General features: G+C 70.8%; 6 protein-coding genes. 4 read left to right on the plus strand and 2 right to left on the minus strand.

All coding sequences use genetic code 11. The features are described 5' to 3' along the window. Position 1 precedes the first annotated feature (1 nt). Positions 2-2,683 (plus strand): right-handed parallel beta-helix repeat-containing protein, encoded by a 2,682-nt coding sequence (locus QWU11_RS32200; protein WP_290118245.1) that lies wholly within the window; start codon positions 2-4, stop codon positions 2,681-2,683. After that, positions 2,680-6,726, plus strand: coding sequence for a type VII secretion protein EccCa (gene eccCa, locus QWU11_RS32205; protein WP_290118246.1), 4,047 nt, complete (start codon positions 2,680-2,682; stop codon positions 6,724-6,726). The genes QWU11_RS32200 and eccCa overlap by 4 nt, the downstream gene beginning before the upstream one ends. Positions 6,727-6,731: 5 nt before the next feature. Here eccCa and QWU11_RS32210 read toward each other — a convergent pair whose 3' ends face one another. After that, the gene (locus tag QWU11_RS32210) at positions 6,732-6,932 is read right to left on the minus strand and encodes a DUF397 domain-containing protein (protein WP_290118247.1); all 201 of its coding nucleotides are present in this window, start codon (positions 6,930-6,932) and stop codon (positions 6,732-6,734) included. A gap of 71 nt (positions 6,933-7,003) precedes the next feature. Here QWU11_RS32210 and QWU11_RS32215 point away from each other — a divergent pair, with 71 nt between their 5' ends. Next, complete coding sequence (locus QWU11_RS32215; RefSeq protein WP_290118248.1) at positions 7,004-7,330, plus strand: DUF397 domain-containing protein; 327 nt, start codon at positions 7,004-7,006, stop codon at positions 7,328-7,330. A 139-nt stretch (positions 7,331-7,469) separates the two neighbouring features. Then, a complete protein-coding gene (locus QWU11_RS32220; RefSeq protein ID WP_290118249.1) occupies positions 7,470-14,666 on the plus strand; it encodes a hypothetical protein in 7,197 nt (2,398 codons plus the stop codon). Positions 14,667-14,708: 42 nt separating this feature from the next. Here the strand turns inward: QWU11_RS32220 and QWU11_RS32225 are convergent, their stop codons facing one another. Continuing rightward, positions 14,709-17,624 carry a hypothetical protein gene (locus QWU11_RS32225; protein ID WP_290118250.1) on the minus strand — a complete coding sequence of 972 codons (2,916 nt, stop codon included), beginning with the start codon at positions 17,622-17,624 and terminating at the stop codon, positions 14,709-14,711. Positions 17,625-17,649 lie beyond the last annotated feature (25 nt).

The raw sequence follows: 17,649 nt of genomic DNA on the forward strand, positions 1-17,649 counted from the left end.
CGTGAAACCGGCCTGGCAGCGTGTCTCTCCGAACGCCTGGGGCGCTCACCGTACGATCGGCGCCGCCGTCCGTGCGGCCGAGGACGGCGCGACGGTGTCGGTGCACCCGGGGGTCTACCAGGAGTCGGTGGTCCTCGACCGGGACGTGACGGTCGTCGCGGCGAAGGGGCCGGGCACGGTGCGCATCGTGGCCCCGCAGCGGTCCGCGCTCCTGCTGCACGGCTGCGCCGCGACCGTTCAGGACATCACGCTCGAGGCGGCCTCCCCGAAGGAGACCGCCGTCCTGGTCAAGGGCGGTTCGCCCGTGCTGGAACGCTGTGAGATCGGCCGGGGCCGCGTCGAGCTCACGGCGGACGCCCGTTGCGTGCTGCGCGGATGCCACGTCCGCGACGCGGAGTTCGCCGGCGTCTACCTGACCGGTACGAGCCGGGCCGTGATCGAGGACTGCACCATCCGCTCGGTCGACGGTGACGGGATGCGGCTCGACGACGCGGCGCACGCCGACTGCGCGCGCACCACGGTGGACGACGTACGGGGCAGCGGCCTGCGCGTCGCCGGCACCGGCGGCGGCGTGTTCGACGACTGTGAGATCAGCGGTACCGGTGCCGCCGCCGTGTTCATCGAGGCGCCGGCCCACCCGCGTCTGCGCCGCTGCCGGCTGCGCGACACCGGCGCCGAAGGCGTACGGATCGAAGGCTCGGCGCGGTGGGCCGACGACGGCGCGCGCCGGGAGGAGGAGACGCCCGACGAGGACGAGCCGGCCGGCGTCGAGGCCGGGCGGGAGGACCGCCGGGTCCGGCTGGAGCAGTGTGAGATCACTCGTACGGGCGACGGGGTGGTCGCCCGCGGCGACTCCGGCGTCTCGCTCAAGGACTGCCATGTCCGGGAGGCCAAGGGCAGCGGTGTCGTCGTCTCGGGAAACTGCCGCGTGGATCTGGAGGACGTCCGTCTCGTCGACGGGGCCGGAACGGCGCTGGTCATCACGGACGCCGGTGACGTCCATGCGCGGCGTACGGTCCTGACCCGTACGTCCGCCAACGGCGTGCACTGCAGCGGCGCCGCCATCCTGACGCTGACCGACTGCGAGGTCTCCCGCACGGCGTTCACCGCCGTCCACCTCGACGGCGGAGCGCACGCCACACTGCGCGACTGCCGCGTGTCCGACACGCCCGAGCACGGGTTGCGCGTACGCGAGCAGGCCGAGTTGAAGGCCGAACGCGTCATCGTCGAGCAGATCCGCATGGCGGCGCTCAGCGTCGAGGGCGGCGACGCGCTGCTGCGCGGCTGCCACGTCCGCGACGCCGAGACCGGCGCCAAGATCACCACGACGCACCGGCCGCTCCTCGACGACTGTGCGTTCACCGCCATCGCCCGTACGGCCATCGAGATCGGAGTGGACACCGGCGTCCTGATCTCCGGGGGCCGTATCGAGAGGACCGGCTCGGCCGGGATCTTCCTGGACGAGCACAGCGAAGCCTGGTTCGAGGGCATGCGGATCACCGACACCGAGGGAAGCGGCCTGATCGTGTGGACCGGGGCCCGGCCGCGCGTCCGGAACGTCACCGTCGCGCGTACGGGCAAGAACGGGCTGTACGCCGCCAAGGGAAGCGCCGGAGTCTTCGAGGACTGCGACATCTCCGAGACGGGCTTCCCGGCGATCTACGTGGGCGAGGAGGCGACGCCGACCCTGCGGCGCTGCGTGGTGCACGACACCGGGGAGGACCTCACCCGCGCGGACGGCGCCGAGCCGGTGTTCGAGAACTGCTGGACGCGCGGAGTGGCCGGCAGCTCCATGCCGCAGGCCGAGTCGGCGCCCAGGGCGGGCGGGAGCGCTCCGGACGAGCCGGAAGAAGGCCTGGAGTCGGAGGAGACCCTGGAGGACCTGCTCGCCGAGCTCGGCCGTCTCGTCGGGCTGGACCGGGTCAAGCAGGAGGTCAGCGCGCTGGCCCAGCTCATGCGGATGGTCAAGCGGCGCGAGGAGCTCGGCCTCTCGCCTCCGCCGCTGTCGCGGCACCTCGTCTTCGCCGGCAACCCGGGCACGGGAAAGACCACGGTCGCCCGCCTGTACGGGCGCATCCTCGCCGCGCTGGGGCTGCTGGAGCGCGGGCACCTGGTCGAGGCCGACCGCGGCGACCTGGTCGGGGAGTACGTCGGGCACACCGCGCCCAAGACCACGGCGGTCTTCCGGCGGGCGATCGGGGGCGTGCTGTTCATCGACGAGGCGTACGCCCTGGTGCCGTACGGGCAGGGCAGCGACTTCGGCCAGGAGGCGGTCTCCACGCTGGTGAAGCTGATGGAGGACCACCGCGACGAGGTCGTCGTGATCGCCGCGGGCTATCCGGGCGACATGGAGCGCTTCATCGACTCCAACCCCGGCCTGGCCTCACGTTTCACCCGGACTCTCACGTTCGAGGACTACCTTTCCGAGGAGCTCGTCAGCATCGTGGAACACCACGCCGAGCAGCACGACTACCGGCTGGCCGACGACACGCGTGACCGCCTGCTGGACTACTTCGCGGCCTACCCGCGCGGCGAGCGGTTCGGCAACGGCCGTACCGCCCGGCAGGTATTCCAGCGGATCACCGAACAGCAGGCACAGCGCGTCGCCGGGCTGACCACCACCCTCAGCAAACGGGACCTCACCGAGGTGCTCCCCGAAGACCTGCCGCAGGGGGTCGCATGAGCAGAATCGCCTTTCACCGGTCCGCGCGTACGATGCCGCCGCCGGTCCCCGAAGAGCGGGTCACGCTGGCGGCACCGCCGCAGAAGCCGCAGAACAACAACGCCTCGAACTGGCTCTTCATCCTGTTGCCGCTGCTGAGCAGCATCAGCATGGCGGCCTACATGGTGACGTACGGCAAGCCGTGGCTGGTCGTCCTCGGCATCTCGTTCGTCCTCATATCGGTCGGGGTGACGGTGGCGGTGCGCTGGCAGTTCCGCAGCACGAACCGGCGCTCGCGCGACCGCCAGCGGGAAAGGTTCGACGAGCACCTCGCCGAGATCCGGCGGCAGGCGCGCGCCGTCGCGAGCGCCCAGCGGGTGGCGAGCGCCTACGCCCACCCGAGCCCGGAGCGGCTGTTCGCGATCACGACCGGCCGCCGTCGCGTGTGGGAGCGGCGATACTCCGACGAGGACTTCTTGAAGCTGCGGCTCGGCGTCGGCCGCGGCCCGCACGCGCTGCAGATCCGCCAGAGCGGGCGCGGCGATCCGATGGCGGAGTACGACAAACATTCCCAGCGCGCGGCCGAACGGGTCGTCGCCGCCAACACGAGCGTGGGCCGGCAGCCGGCCTGGGTGGACCTGGCGCGGTCCGGGGTGGTGAGCCTGCTCGGCTCGCCGGAGACCACGCGAGCGGCGGCCCGTACGCTGCTGGCCCAGCTCGCGGTACTGCACGCGCCCGACGACGTCACGGTGGCCGTCTGCGCGAACGGCGCGCCGGGCTGGGAGTGGGCCAAGTGGCTGCCGCACACCCACGACCCGGAGGCGCGGGGCGCGGACGCCGGAGTGGTGCCGCTGGTCGCCGACGACCTTCCCGGGCTCGCCGACTTCCTCGACGACCACCTGGACAAGCTCCAGCGGCAGCGGGCCGAACGCGCGACCCGGCTCACCTCCCTGCGGGACAACGGGCCGCGGCACCGGCTCGTCGTCGTGCTCGACGGGTACCAGCCGGACGAGGCGTGGGCGCGTACGCCGCTGGTCCAGCGCCTGATCGGCGAGGCCGGCCCGGAGACCGGCGTCACGGTGGTCTGCCTGGTCGGTAAGGAGAAGGAGGAGCCCGAGCGCGTCGGCGTACGGGTGCGCCTGGACGACGCGGGCGGCCTGGAGCTGACGAGCCGGGTCCCGGCCCTGCACGGCGCCGTCGAGGACGCGGTGGCGGACCGCATGGGCGCGGCCGTGTGCGAGCAGATCGCCCGCCGCCTCGCGCCGCTGCGCCTGTCGGGCGAGCGCGAACAGGTGCTGTCGCGGACGGTCTCCCTGCCGGACATGCTGGGGGTGTCCGACCTGGCGACGTTCGACCCGCGGACGCGGTGGCGGACGCCGGACGACGAGATGCTGCTGCGGATCCCGATCGGCGTGACCGGCGAGGGCGACGATCTGGCCCTCGACCTGAAGGAGTCCGCCCAGGGCGGCATCGGCCCGCACGGCCTGGTGGTCGGCGCGACCGGGTCGGGCAAGAGCGAGCTGCTGCGCACCCTGGTCACCGCGCTGACGATGCAGCACTCCCCGGAGCTGCTCAGCTTCGTGCTGGTCGACTTCAAGGGCGGCGCCACCTTCGCCGGCGTCACCGAGCTGCCGCACGTCGCCGGCCTGATCACCAACCTCGCCGACGACCTGGCCCTGGTCGACCGCATGCGCGCCGCGCTCCAGGGCGAGCAGCAACGCCGCCAGCGGATGCTGCGCGACGCCGGAAACGTCGACTCGCTCAGCGACTACCAGCTCCGGCAGGCGGCGGGCGGCCTCGACGTCAACGGCAAGCCCCTCGAACCGTTGCCGTACCTGCTGATCGTGGTGGATGAGTTCGGCGAGCTGCTCTCGCAGCGGCCGGACTTCATCGACCTGTTCGTCCAGATCGGGCGGGTCGGGCGCAGCCTGGGCATGCACCTGCTCCTGGCCACCCAGCGGCTGGAGGAAGGGCGCCTGCGCGGCCTGGAGTCGCACCTGTCGTACCGGATCTGCCTTCGCACCTTCAGCGCCGGTGAGAGCCGCGCCGTCATCGGCACCCCCGACGCCTACCGCCTGCCTCCCATCCCCGGGTCGGCGTACCTGAAGGTCGACGAGTCGGTCTACGAACGCTTCCGCGTCGCGCACGTCTCCGCCCCGTACCAGGAGCCGTCCCTACGGGAACGGGCCGTGCCGGAGAAGGTCCCCCCGGTGCCGTTCGCGTTCCGCACTCCGCACCAGGGACGGGACGAGACGTCTCCGGAGACCCCGGTCGCGCCGTCGCCGCGGATCGCGGCGGGCGAACGCACCGAGATGCAGGTGGCGGTCGAGCAGGTGCGCCGCTTCGGGTCGCCGGTGCACCAGGTCTGGCTGCCGCCGCTGCCGGGGAACATCACGCTCGACTCGGTGCTGGGGAACGTCGACGTCGAGGACCCGGGCCACGGGCTCCAGGCGACGATGTGGCCCCAGGGGCAGCTGAACTTCCCGATCGGCGTGGTCGACCTGCCGGTCCAGCAGACCCAGTATCCGCTGGTCATGGACCTGGCGGGCGCTCACGGGCACCTGGCGCTGGTCGGCGCGCCGCAGACCGGCAAGAGCACCCTCCTGCGCACCGCGCTCCTGGCCGCGATGCTCACCCACACCCCAGGGGAGCTGCGGTTCTACTGCGTCGACCACGGCGGAGGGGGGCTGCAGGGCCTGCAGGACGCGCCGCACGTGAGCGGAGTCGCGGGCCGCCACGACCCCGAGCGGACGGCACGTGCGCTGTCCGAGGTGCACCAGCTCCTCGGCGCCCGCGAGCGTCTCTTCGAGGAGCTCGGTATCGCCTCGGCGGGCGACTTCCGCCGGCTGCGCGACGAGGGCGAGCTGCCCGAGGAGATGGACGCGGCCGACGTCGTCCTGGTGATCGACAACTGGGGCGCCGTACGCGAGGTGACCGAGAACGCCGACGCGACGGTCGCCGACATCTCCTCACGGGGTCTCGGCGTCGGCGTGCACCTGGTCATCAGCGCGAACCGGTGGGCGGAGATCCGGATCAACCTGCGCGACAACATCCGCGGCCGCATCGAGCTGCGGCTGAACGAGGCCGCCGAGTCGGAGGTGAACCGCCAGGCGGCCCGGCTGCTGCGCACGGTGCCGCCGGGTCGCGGCATCGCCTCGCCGGGGCTGGTCTACCACGCGGCGCTGCCACGGATGGACGGGGTGCAGACCACCGACGGCCTCGGCAAGGCCCAGGAGGCGGTGATCGAGGAGGTCGCGGCGTGCTGGCCGGGTGAACGCGCGCCCCACCTACGCGTCCTGCCCAAACGTGTGTCACCGGCCGAGCTGCGCGCCCTCTGGGACGCCGGAGCGCCGTCCCCGGGCGAGGTCCCGGTCGCGCTCCGCGAGCTCGACCTCGCGCCGGTCGGGGTGGACCTGCGCGCCGCGGACCCGCACTTCCTCGTGTTCGGGGACTCCGGTTCGGGGAAGACCTCCTTCCTGCGCGGGTGGATGCGCGGCCTGGTCGAACGGCACGAGCCCGAGGACGTGCGCTTCGTGGTCATCGACTACCGGCGCGGCCTGATCGACGCCGTTCCCTCTCCGTACATCGGCGCGCAGGCGGGCGACGCGGAGTACGCCGTGGCCTATATCGAGCAGTTGGTGGGAAAGCTCGGCGAGCGACTGCCTCCGCCGGAGGTATCAAGCCACGACCTGCGGGAACGCAACTGGTGGACCGGGCCGGAGCTCTACCTCGTCGTCGACGACTACGACCTGGTCGCGGGCGCGACCCGCGGGCCGCTGGCTCCGCTGGCCGACTATCTCACCCAGGCGCAGGAGCTGGGTTTCCACGTGGTGCTGGCCCGCCGCGTCGGCGGCGCCTCACGGATGCTGATGACCGATCCGCTGGTCAGCAGGCTGCGTGAGCTCGGCTCCCCGGGACTCGTGCTGTCCGGGGACCACCGGGAGGGCATCCTGGTCGGCGACCAGCGGGCCGCCCAGCGGCCGCCCGGCCGTGGCGTGATGGTCCGCCGCGGCCGGCCGGCGCAGGTCGTGCAGACCGTGCTCGACGAGGACGAGTCGTGGTGAGCGCGTCACGCCTCGTCGGCGGCGGGGCGGGCGAAGCGTTCGTCCAGCTCGTCGCGGAACTCCGCCGGGAGCTCGAACTCTCCGGACTTGATCCGATCGAGCAGGTCGACCCACGCGCTCGGCCGGAAGAACAGCTTCGGGCCGTCGGGGTCCTTGCTGTCGCGGACCGCGATCACGCGCTCGGACTCGGCCGGTACTTGCGTCACTGGCTCGCACCTTTACGTGAGACGTCGTATCAAATGCATTATGCCTTAACCGAGTGGAGGAAGAAGAACTCGTGAGCGGGATCATCGAGTCGGCGGAAGTGTTGTTCGTCGACGGTGCCGACGTGCCGGTAAAACATAAACACGAAGATCGAATGGTGGTCCTGCGGAACGCGGACGACCCCGACGGCGACGCGTTGTACTACACGCCGAACGAGTGGGAGGCGTTCATCCTCGGGGTGAAGGACGGGGAGTTCGACGACCTGGCCACCGGGCCTGGCGTGCCGATCTCCGACCCCGACGACCCTGACGAGGGCGATGCGGCCGGCGGCGGCCAGGCCGCGGCCTTTCCCTGGACCGGTCGTCCGGGATACCCGCTCGGCGGGCGATCCCGGGGCTGATCGCCCGGCGCGCGAAGCGCCAAAAATACGGCACGTTTAAGTGGTGTTTCCTTACTGTTAAAAGCCGTTCCTCTTATTGCCTCCGTTACTACGGCCGTCGTAGCTTCTGCTCAGAATCTCTGTTCGGTGAGCTGCGGCGGTGGCATTCCAGATGGGCGTACCGGCTTTTCGTGCCACTCAGGCGACACCGGACCCGTGGCGGACGTCACGGCGAAGTACCGGCGCGTGCGTACAGGCGAGGACCGTCCTCCTCCCGCCCGTCTCCCCGGACAGGGTCACGGTCTGGTTCGACGAGGGCTCGGCCGTCGCGAACCGCCATGCCGTGGCCCGGATCGCGGTGGCCGCCGCGGCGGTGCGGGACCTCACCGGCCGGACCGGCCCCGCCCTGCGTGTCACGGCGACCGGCTTCGGCAACGGGTTCGTGCGGTTGCCACGCGCCGGAGACCGGCTGCGCGACCAGCGGGCGCGGTCCATCGGGGAGAAGCGGGCGAAGGCGGTCCTCGCGCTGCTGAGGGAGTCCCTGAAGGACCTCGAAAGAGCCGGGCGGATCACGTTCGCCCCCGCCACGTCCGGCGGCCGGGAACCCGACGCGGCCGCCCGGGCCCGGCGGCGGGTGGAGATCGCGTTCGAGCCGGCGGAGCCGCGCCCGGCCGGTTCCGCCGAGCCGCCCGCGGGCCTTGTCCCGCCTCGCACGCTGACGGCCCTGATCGGCGCGTCGGAGGCGATGACCGCGGCCGCAGCGGGCACGGACGTCCCCATCCCGCCCGAAGTCCGGAAGGCGAGCCCGCCGCTGCGGGCGCTGGAGCGCAACCGGGTCTCCGTGGCGAGCCGGATGGCCACGGTGCTCTCGTTCACCGCCGCCGCGCGGGCGATGCTCGCCGGCGCGGACACGACGGGGTCCGGGGCCGTCGCCGGAGGGCTTCACGGCGCGATCACCGCGCTCGACGACACCCTCGAAGCGGGGTCGGCGATCCTGCGGCTGCAGGACACCGTGGCGGAACTCCGGCGGCTGCTCGAAGCCGTGGCGCCCGCTCGCACACGCCGGCAACTGGAGCGCGAGATCCGGCTGCTGGAGTCGGAGGGCGCGCTCGACGAGCGCGCGTCCGAGATCCGCGAGAGGATCGAGGACGCGGTCGTCCGCCATCAGGCCGAGCTCGCGCTACGGGAGGAGCGCCGCGCGTCGGCCCGGCGCACGGCGGAGACCGTTGCCGCGGCGCGGAATCCCACGCCACAACAGGTGGCCGGATCCCTTGAGCAGACGGTCGCGCGGCGAGCCGGCCAGACCGAGGTCGAGCCGGACCGCGACGGCGACTGGGCGCAGCGCCTGGCGTACTACTGGCTCGTCCACCAGCGCGCGCAGGAGGACGTGGCGCTCCTCGGGCTGGACCCGGCGGCGCGCCGGGCCAAGCGGGCCGAGCTGCGAGCCCTCGGGCTCGCCCTGGGGCGGCGGCTGGCCGAGCTGCTGCGTGACCAGGTGGAGCCGGACGCGTCGGTCGAGAGGGAACTCGCGGGGCCGATCGACGCCCTGCGAGCCGCGATCGCGCCGATCGAGAAGGCGCGGCGGTCCCGTGCCGGCGCGTCGCCGTGGGAGATCACCCGATCGACGCCGGTCGCCCGGTACGAACTGCCCGCCTACCTGCGCGGCTCGCTCGGTCCCGAGCTGGTGCGTTCGGTCGCGCCGGAGGCGGCGACGGCGTTCGCGGACGAGGTCGTCGCCCTGTTGCCCACGTGGCTGCGGGCGCACTACACCGACCGCGTCCGCGCGCGGATCACCGCCGACTGGCTGATCGACAACTGGGGGCATGTCGCCGGCGGCACGCTCACCTTCGACGTCGGGCCGTTCAAGGTGACCCTGTGGGCGGAGACGAGCGGCGGCACCCAGCTCGGCGACGAGATCCACGTACGGCCCAAGCACACGACGGCCCTCACCACCGGCTCTCGCGCCGGCCGGGTCCACTTCTTCATGTCCGACGGGACGCTCAACGTGGCGTGGGCGCTGGACTCGTTCGCGGGAAAGCATCTCGGCGCGCTCGACCTTCACGGCCACGACGCCTTCGCCGGCGTGGCCACCTGGGGCTGGGCCGACCACTACGAGAAACCGCAGTCAGGGTACGGCATGCGGATCGACCAGACGGTCAAGGGCAGCACCTACCGCTCGGTGCCGTTCGGGATGAGCGTCCAGGCCTTCGCGAAGGTCGAGCTCACCGGGGTTCCGGGTGTCTCCTGGGTGCAGGACAACACCGGGGCGGCGCCGATCGTCAGTGACGGGGTGGAGCTGGCCGTCTCACGCGAAGTGCTCTATCCCCTGAACGCCGCCGCTCTCGCGGCCTCACGCTCGGTCTTCCCCGGCAGGATCGATGGCCGCTGGGAGCCCGTCCCCGCGAGCCTGGTCGCGCGTGACGAGCCGGTGCGTCTCCCGCGCTGGTCCTGGGTGCAGGCGTTCGAGGCCGCCCGTGCGCTGGCCGCGGCCGTCGCCACGGCGATCGGCGCGAAGCCCGGGTCGGAGCTCGAACGCCGGGTGCAGCGGGCGATCACTGCGGAGACGGTCGTCGCGGCGTTCCCGCTGGCCCGGAGCAGACATGGCTGGGAGATCGTGCTCGACGCGCCGCGTACGGGCCCGAACTCCGTCACGGTGCGGTTCGAGTTCACGAACCCGGGCCTGGTGCTGCGCGGCGACGACGGCACGTGGGCCGACTACGCGCAGACGCTGGTCACCTACCAGGACGTCGTCACGGCGCACGCGGACATGATCGATATTCCGCCGACCCTGATGTTCGCGGCGCTGCAGCTCTACCACGGCAAGCCGATCGGCGAATTCGACCCGGGCTTCCAGCTCCTGACGTACGCCATGCCGTGGATCTGGCGTGAGGCGGTACGGGTGACGTCCGGGCTGAGCGGCGAGGCGAACGAACTGTCCAGCGTACGGCTGGTCGGCGAGCCCACCGCGCTCATCGCGGTCAAGACCAGGGCGGTCATCGAGGTCGGACGCGGTAAGGCGTGGACCGCGCTCGACCTGCCCCGCGACACCACCATCCGGGTGCTGGACCGTGACCTGCGGCGGTGGTTCGGCGACGAGCTGACACCTCTGCTCAAGCAGCCGAGCACGGTCCTTCCAGAACCGCCGCTGAAGGCGCCGGAGGACCTGAAGACGTGGTGGCCCGCCTGGATGTGGATCGCCGAGGTCGGCGAGAGCCTGGAGAACATCTACCAGCCGCTGGTCGACCAGATCAACCAGCGGTATCCGGGCGCGCTGCCCTACCCCCAGCCGAACCGCCCCGGCCGGTGGGTGACCAGCCCGATCGCCGAGGCGAACCTGCGGGCGCTGAAGCGCGCGCTGTCGGCGGAGCAACTGGCCACCGGCCTGCCGCGCATGCGCACGACCGGCGTGCCGATCACGCTGCAGTGGAAGCAGTACGCCGGCCTGACCCGGCAGGTGTACGTCTGGCTGCGGGCACACTCCGTGGGCGAGGCGCGGTTCCAGCATCGCATGCCGGACGGAGAGCAGGACTTCTTCACGATCAACACGCACGACCTGACCGGCTCCAGCGAGCAGATCTGGGGAAGCTGGTGGGGCCTGCAGTTCACGTTCGCCCTGGGCGCCCTGGGCGTGGACGCCCTGAAGGCGGTGGAGTTCCGGCCGATCCTCGCGGCGCGTCTGGCCAAGACCCTCGGGATCACCTCCGGGCACGTGCTGTGGTCGCTGTTCGGCGCCGCGATCGACGACATCGCCGTCTTCGACCAGGGCGTACGGATCGAGGCGAGCATCAGCGCCGATCCGGTCCCGGACGACCCGACCGCGCGCATGCCCGGCGCGTACCCCATGGACGGCGAGGAGGAGTGGACCGTCCCCGATCAGCACGTCATCGACGGGCCGGCGGGCGAGCACGTCGCCGTGCCGATGGAGCGCGAGGACCCGAACGTCCAGGTGACCGACGACGGCCGGGTGATCGCCACCGACGACATCACGTTCACCATGCCGGTACAGCTCACCTCCCGGCAGGTCACCGGCGACGACGGGCAGGCCGCCTGGGTGCCCTTCGACGACATGGCGGGCGACCGGCCGGCGTGGACCGCGGAGAGCGGGCCGGAGTGGCCCGACCAGTCGGTGCTCCTGCCTCACCTCGGCGGCGTCCGGGAGGAGATCGAACGGGCGTTCGCCGAGCGCTTCGGCGTCGACCTGCCGGCCTCGGAGCAGGTACGGCTGGCCGACGCGATCCAGTTGCTGGCCGGCCGCATCCAGGACCTCCAGCAGTCGCCGGCCGAGGACGAGGGCGGCTGGCCGATCTGGGAGGGCAAGGCCGGCTTCCGCGCACCGGACGTCCTCCACGGGCGGTGGGGCGACACCGGCGCGAGCGTGCGTGCCCGCGCACGGGTGGTGCGAGCCGAGACCGTCGCGCCCGCCGACGGCTTCGGCGCCTACAACGAGTACGGCAGCCTCGACCTGCACGGTCTGTACGAGGAGTCCGGCAGAGGCTGGCAGGGCGGCCTCCGCGTGCGGTTCCCGATCGGCGTGAACGAGCACACGACGCTCACTCCCCAGCCTCAGCTCCTGCGCCGGGCCGAGAACAACAACGGCTCGAACGAGGAGATCTCCGGCACACGGAGCCGGATGACGCTGGACGTGTCGACGGGGACCAGCTTCCTGCTGCTCGGCCGGGCGTACATCGAATTCGACTTCATCCTGGCGGTGGACGACTCTCCGCCGGACCCGAGGCCCGTTACCGTCACGCGTGCCGGATGGTTCGTGCACAGCTCCGAACAGGCCGACGAACTCGGCATGGTGCCGGCGCATCGGAAGACCCCCCAGGGCACGGAGGACGCCGCGTTCCCCGGCGCGAGGGTGAAGCAGGAGGAGCTGTACGCGCCGAGCTGGCTGCTCGACGGCGAACACGGCATCGGCAACGCGGGCGTGTACCGGTCGCCCCGTACGCGGGAGCTCGCCAAGAAGATCTACAACACGGTCAAGAAGGCCTGGGGCCACCACGTCGCCGCCGAGCTGGACAAGGAGCTGGTCAAGGCGCTGTCCTCGGCGGGCGCGGTCGCCGTCGTCGACGGTGGCCTGGCATTCGACGTACCGCTCTCGGACCATTTCCCCCTGCTGCGGACCGCGAGCCTGCGGGTCGTGCTCAAGGGACGCCTGACCGACCCCGGCTACCAGGGCATCAGCCTCGACCGCTTCTACTCCGGCTTCCAGGTGGGCGGCGACCGCACCAAGGACAAGACGCGCGACCGGCGGGTCCGGTGGGCCCTGGACGCCCGGGGCTGGGTGATCCGTGAACTGCACCCCACCCGGGGCGGGGACCCGAACTCCTTCTGGTACAACCACACCTACAGCTACGGCACGCAGAACGAGCGGACGCGTACCGAGTCCGACAGCGCGGAGTCCAAGGTCTCCCATACCGGCAACGACAACTCGGGGCTGTTCTGGTTCGGCGTCGACTACACCGTCGACATCGAGCTGAGCAAGGCGCCGGTCCTGCTCTTCGACCTCCTGACCCTCGGCCTCCTGCAGACGTCACGCTCCCTGCGCGTCGAGCACAGTCAGCGCGGCAGGGCCGCCCGGCTCCATCTCGACCCGTACCTGCTGACCTCGGAACCACCTCCGAAACCGGGACTGACCGTGCTGCCTCCGCCGGCGCGGCTGCCGAAGGTCCTGGACCGGAGGGTTCCGCGCACGCTGTCCGACGACGAGCGGAGATCTCTCGGCGCGACGCCTCCCCAGCGCCTGCCCGGCACCGGCATCGGGGACCTGATCGGCGGCTACCGGTTCCCGGCCGACGTCTTCCGGGAGACCCAGATCATCGGCCTTCCGGGCCTGGACGTCCTTCAGGGACTGGCCGGCGACCTGATGGGGGCACCGGGAGGCGAATCATGGTTCTACGCCTGGGGCGACGTCTTCCGGCAGCTCACCTCCACGCTCACCCAGGCGCAGTTGTCGGGCCGGTCGGCCGAGCTATTCGGCGCCGAGGGGTTCACCTTCTCGATCCGTGAGCCGGGCCGTTTCGGCGGTTACCTGGGCAAGCTCACCCTCGCGGTGAGCGCGCTGGAGTACACCTTCGACACCACCACGCCCGAGGTGATGATCCGCGACTTGAGGAACCGCGCGTCGGTCGTCCGGAGCAGCGGTGGCCGCAGCAAGGTGACCTTCCACTCACCCTGGGCGCTGGTGGACTTCCAGGTGGGCGGCCGGCCGATCGACGGCAACAACGCCGCCGGGCCGTTCGCCGGAGTGGACCACCTGGGCGCCGACACCACGGTCATGGCCGACCGGGGTACGAAGACGATGCTCGAACGCGGTCCCAAGACCACCGGCCGCAACGTGACCCTTGTCGGAGTCAAGCCCACCTATCTACTGGTCTGGAAGCCCGAGTACCGCGCCCCGTGGTTCGTCAGGTACACCCCGGACGTCGACGCGGCGAACGGCGTCCTGCTCCGCGTGCCGACCGAGAGACTGGGCGCGCTGAGCGGCGCCCCGTGGCACGGCGACCGGAGCGGCCCGCCGGCCACGCGGCCCGGCCCCGATCTGATCGAGGGCGACTACGCGACGACCTACCCGGACGCGTACCGGGAGACGGCGCTGAGGCACGCCGAGACCCTTCGGGCGACCCTCCCCGCCGAGGTCTCGCCGGCCGAAGGCCGGCAGGTCCTGTTCGACGCCGCCGTGAACGAGCGGATGGAGCGGCACTTCGGCGCGGCGTTGCGGCACGCGGGCATCGTCGACGTGTCGATGCCGCGGTACGGCGACTGTTTCTTCGAGACCGCGCTCACCGCGCCGCGGGCGGTCCGGGACCGGCTCCGCGAGGTACTGGGCGCCGAGCCGACGGTGGCGGCGATGCGGGCGCACATGGCCGACTTCCTGGCGGCTGACCTCGCCTTCGCCGCCGGTCATCCGTCCGCCGCGCCGGTCGCCGCCGCCTGGTTCATGGACATCGAGACGGAGGAGGCACGGGCCCGGTACGTCGAGGACGTCAGGCGCATGGGCTCCTACGACAACGAGGCGTCCGACCGGGTGCCGGAGCTGTTCTCCCTGATCTTCGGTATCCCGCTCGACGTATGGCAGCCGAGGTACCGCCATCCGATCGGCTGGACGCCGGAGCGGGATCCCGGCACCGTGCCGATGCCGCTGATCCGCCGGGGCTCGCACTACTACTTCGGACAGTTCGCCGACCCCTCACGGCAACCGACACTGCTCACCCCGGCGCGGCCCCGAAACGCGACCGGGAACCGGCTGACGACGGGGCAGGCGAACACGGTGACCGACGCGAACCGCTTCACCTGGAGTTCCTCTTCCGCCAGCAGCGGCGACTGTGTCAGCGTCGCCGTCGTCCGGCGGTGACGATGATCGACTCCCGGCTGGTGCCGGCGGCCTGACCGCGTTCTACCGCCACACGACGGCGACGTTGACACAGTTGCCGTTGCTGGAGGAAGAGGAGGTCCATCTGACGCCGTTCGAGTCGGTCACGGCGTTCGGGTGCCCGGCCCTCCGGCCGCCGGTCCGCGGCACCCCGGACATCGTTGGGCGCGCGCCGGCCGGACGGGGTCGCGTCGAGCCACCCGGGGACCTGTCCGCCGGAGGCGGGACGCGCTCGACGGCGGGAACGACTCGCCGAGAGGAAGACGAACCGGCGTGAGGCGTCGGTCCGACACGCGTGGTCCCGCTGGTCTCACCGGCGGAGTGTGACGCGTCGTCGGCCGCGCGATTGCTGACGTGGTACCGCCGACGGTGGCCGCTTCGCGGAGAAAGCTGGTCGACGAGGGATTCGGCGGTGGCCAGGATGATGGGCGCACCTGGTGTTGAGGCGGTGGTGATGGTCGTGACGAAGTCTTCGTCATTCATCAGGTCAGGAAATTCTTCGCTGGCTCGTAGCGTATCGGCGAGGGTATCGATCATTTCCCGGGCGATGGTGCCGACGGCCTGACGCTCTCTCCGTACGTGCTCCAACAGCGTTTCCGCGGCGAGCCTGGACCGTTCGATCTCCGCCTGCTCTGGCGCGGATCGTTGCGGAGTAAGTTGGTCGATGAGAGATTCGGCGGTGGCCAGGATGATCTGCAAGCCTGGCGATGAGGCGGTGTCGATGGCCGTGACGGGGTCTTCGCCGTGCTTCAGGGCGCGGAAATCTTCGTTGCCTCGCAGTTCGCGGGCAAGGGCTTTGATCATTTCCTGGCTGATGTCGTCGGCCGTTCCGGATCCTCCGGCGGCTTGGCGCCTCGTCAGTACGTGCTCCAGCAGCATTTTCGCTGAGGCGTTGAGCCAGATGGCCTCCGCCTGCTTTCTTCTGGACCGTGAACCGGCGTCGCCGTCTCGCGGGAAAAGCTGGTCGACGAGGGAGCCCGCGGTGGCCAGGATGGTCTGACTGCCCGGTGAGGCGGCGGAGATGACGGTCGCGACGAAGTCGGGATCATTGCTCAGGGCGGCGAATTCCTCGCTGGCCCGTAGTGTGGCGGTGAGGGTCTCGATCATTTCCGGCTTGATGGCGCCGGCGGTTCCGGAACCTCCGGCGGCTTGGCGCTCTGTCCGGAGACGTTCCAACAGTGTTGTGGCCGCGATCCTCGACCATATGGTCTCCGCCTGTCCCCAGAGTCGCCTTTCGCGGGCGAGTTCGGTGGCTGTTCTGTAGCCCTCCCGCATATTCTCAGGGTCGTCTTGATGAACTTCGCCGCTGTGCAGAAGAACGTCGGCGACCCGGTTGACGACCTGTGCCGGTATATAGTCGCCGTGACCATCGGGTGCCGACTCGTTCCGCCGGTCGGCGTGAATCGCGCTTTGCAGAAGAAATGTCGCGGCGCTATCCGCCACGCGGCGACGCCAGCCATCGGCAAGGGCTCTGATGGTGCCCGCGTTCAGGTAGGAGCCATCGCCAGGAAGGACTACGCCGTTCGCGCTTCCGTGGTTATATTCCAGGAACTTCTCAAGAGTGGATAGATCGCCTTCGTTGACCCCGATCGAGATCCCGGCGCTGTGGGCGATATGTATCAGTTCCTTGGGTGAGTATCGCGCTTCGCGGCGTGCTTGGATTTTATTACTGGTGGCCGCGAAGGCCGTGTAGCCGTCTTCCACCAATGAAAGACGGTCCGTGTCCGGCTGGGCAAAAGCCAGGTACCACTCTGCGAGAGATTCGCCTATCGGCTCGAGGTAGGTCGGGTCGACGTCGAACCTCTTGCTCATTCGGTACACGAATCTTGCATCTAGTCCCCATCTGCCGGCCAAGGCGGGGATGAAGTCGGGAATACCGTTCAGCCTCAGGCTGAATTCCGCCAGATCTTCCTTGTCTATGGCGGGATCGGTCCTTGGTCGGGCACCCTCGTTCAGTGCTTTAAGTAGATTCGTGAATTTGTCTTTGTTCCACCAGTCATGGCGTTCCGCGAGTCGCCGGTTGTAGTCCGGTTCGCGAACCAGGCGCCTGATCGGGTGCATGCTCTCGCGATGTCGTCCGCTGGAGCGCTCGAACGGAGGGGGGCCCTCCTCCACATAGGGAGGTGGTTCCACCGGTGGCGCGGGTTCAAGCTGAGCCGCACCGCCGTCCTGAGCCGCACGCGAGGTCGACTGTGCCGGAGCTTCTTCCTCTTCGGGTATGGCGGTGCGGCCGGTGACGGTGCGAGCAGGTCGTTGCCGACGCCGGTTGCTCAGTGTGTGCCGGCTCAGTCCCGCCTGCGGCGATTGCCAGGCGGGCGGTCGACTCGTACCGGCCTCGTGGGCCTGCGGCCGGGACTCCCCGATCCGCGACGCGTCCCCGATCTGGTCGGCGTCGGTTCTGCCGGGCAAATGGCGAGACGTTCCACCGGGTGCGTGGTGAGGGCTGGTGCGTTTCGTTCGATGAACGTCCCGCAGCATCTCGGAGAGCTCCCAGGCACGACCTGTGACCTCTCCGTCGTCGAGGAAGATCTGATGAGCGATCGCGCTCCGGACGTCCTCCAGGATCTCATCGCGCCGCGTCTTCGCCGGATCGGCCTCGGACCGAAAGGGAAAGGCACGGTGCCTTGAGATCATGATCTCGGTGGCCTGCAGGATGAGATGGTCGTACGTTTCCGCCGACACCTTGCCGGCGTCGAAGAAACGGCGAGCTTGTGCGACACGGCGTTCGGCATCGGCCCGTTTTCCGGGGCCGGACCGGTCGGCGGGGCGCAGGACCGTCGGCCCGCCGGGAGACGCCTCCAGGGTGACGGCTCCGTCCGGCCACAGGGACGCCGCACCGGCCTGGACACACGCGTTCCCGCGGCCCCCCAGCGCGCTGTACCGCGAGGTTCGCCACGCCGCCTGCCCGCCGTTCACCCGCGCGCCTTTCCCGATCGACATGCTCCTCCAAAAACCGCCGCGCCTG

The organism is Actinomadura sp. DC4 (assembly GCF_030406325.1).
GTDB lineage: Bacteria > Actinomycetota > Actinomycetes > Streptosporangiales > Streptosporangiaceae > Actinoallomurus.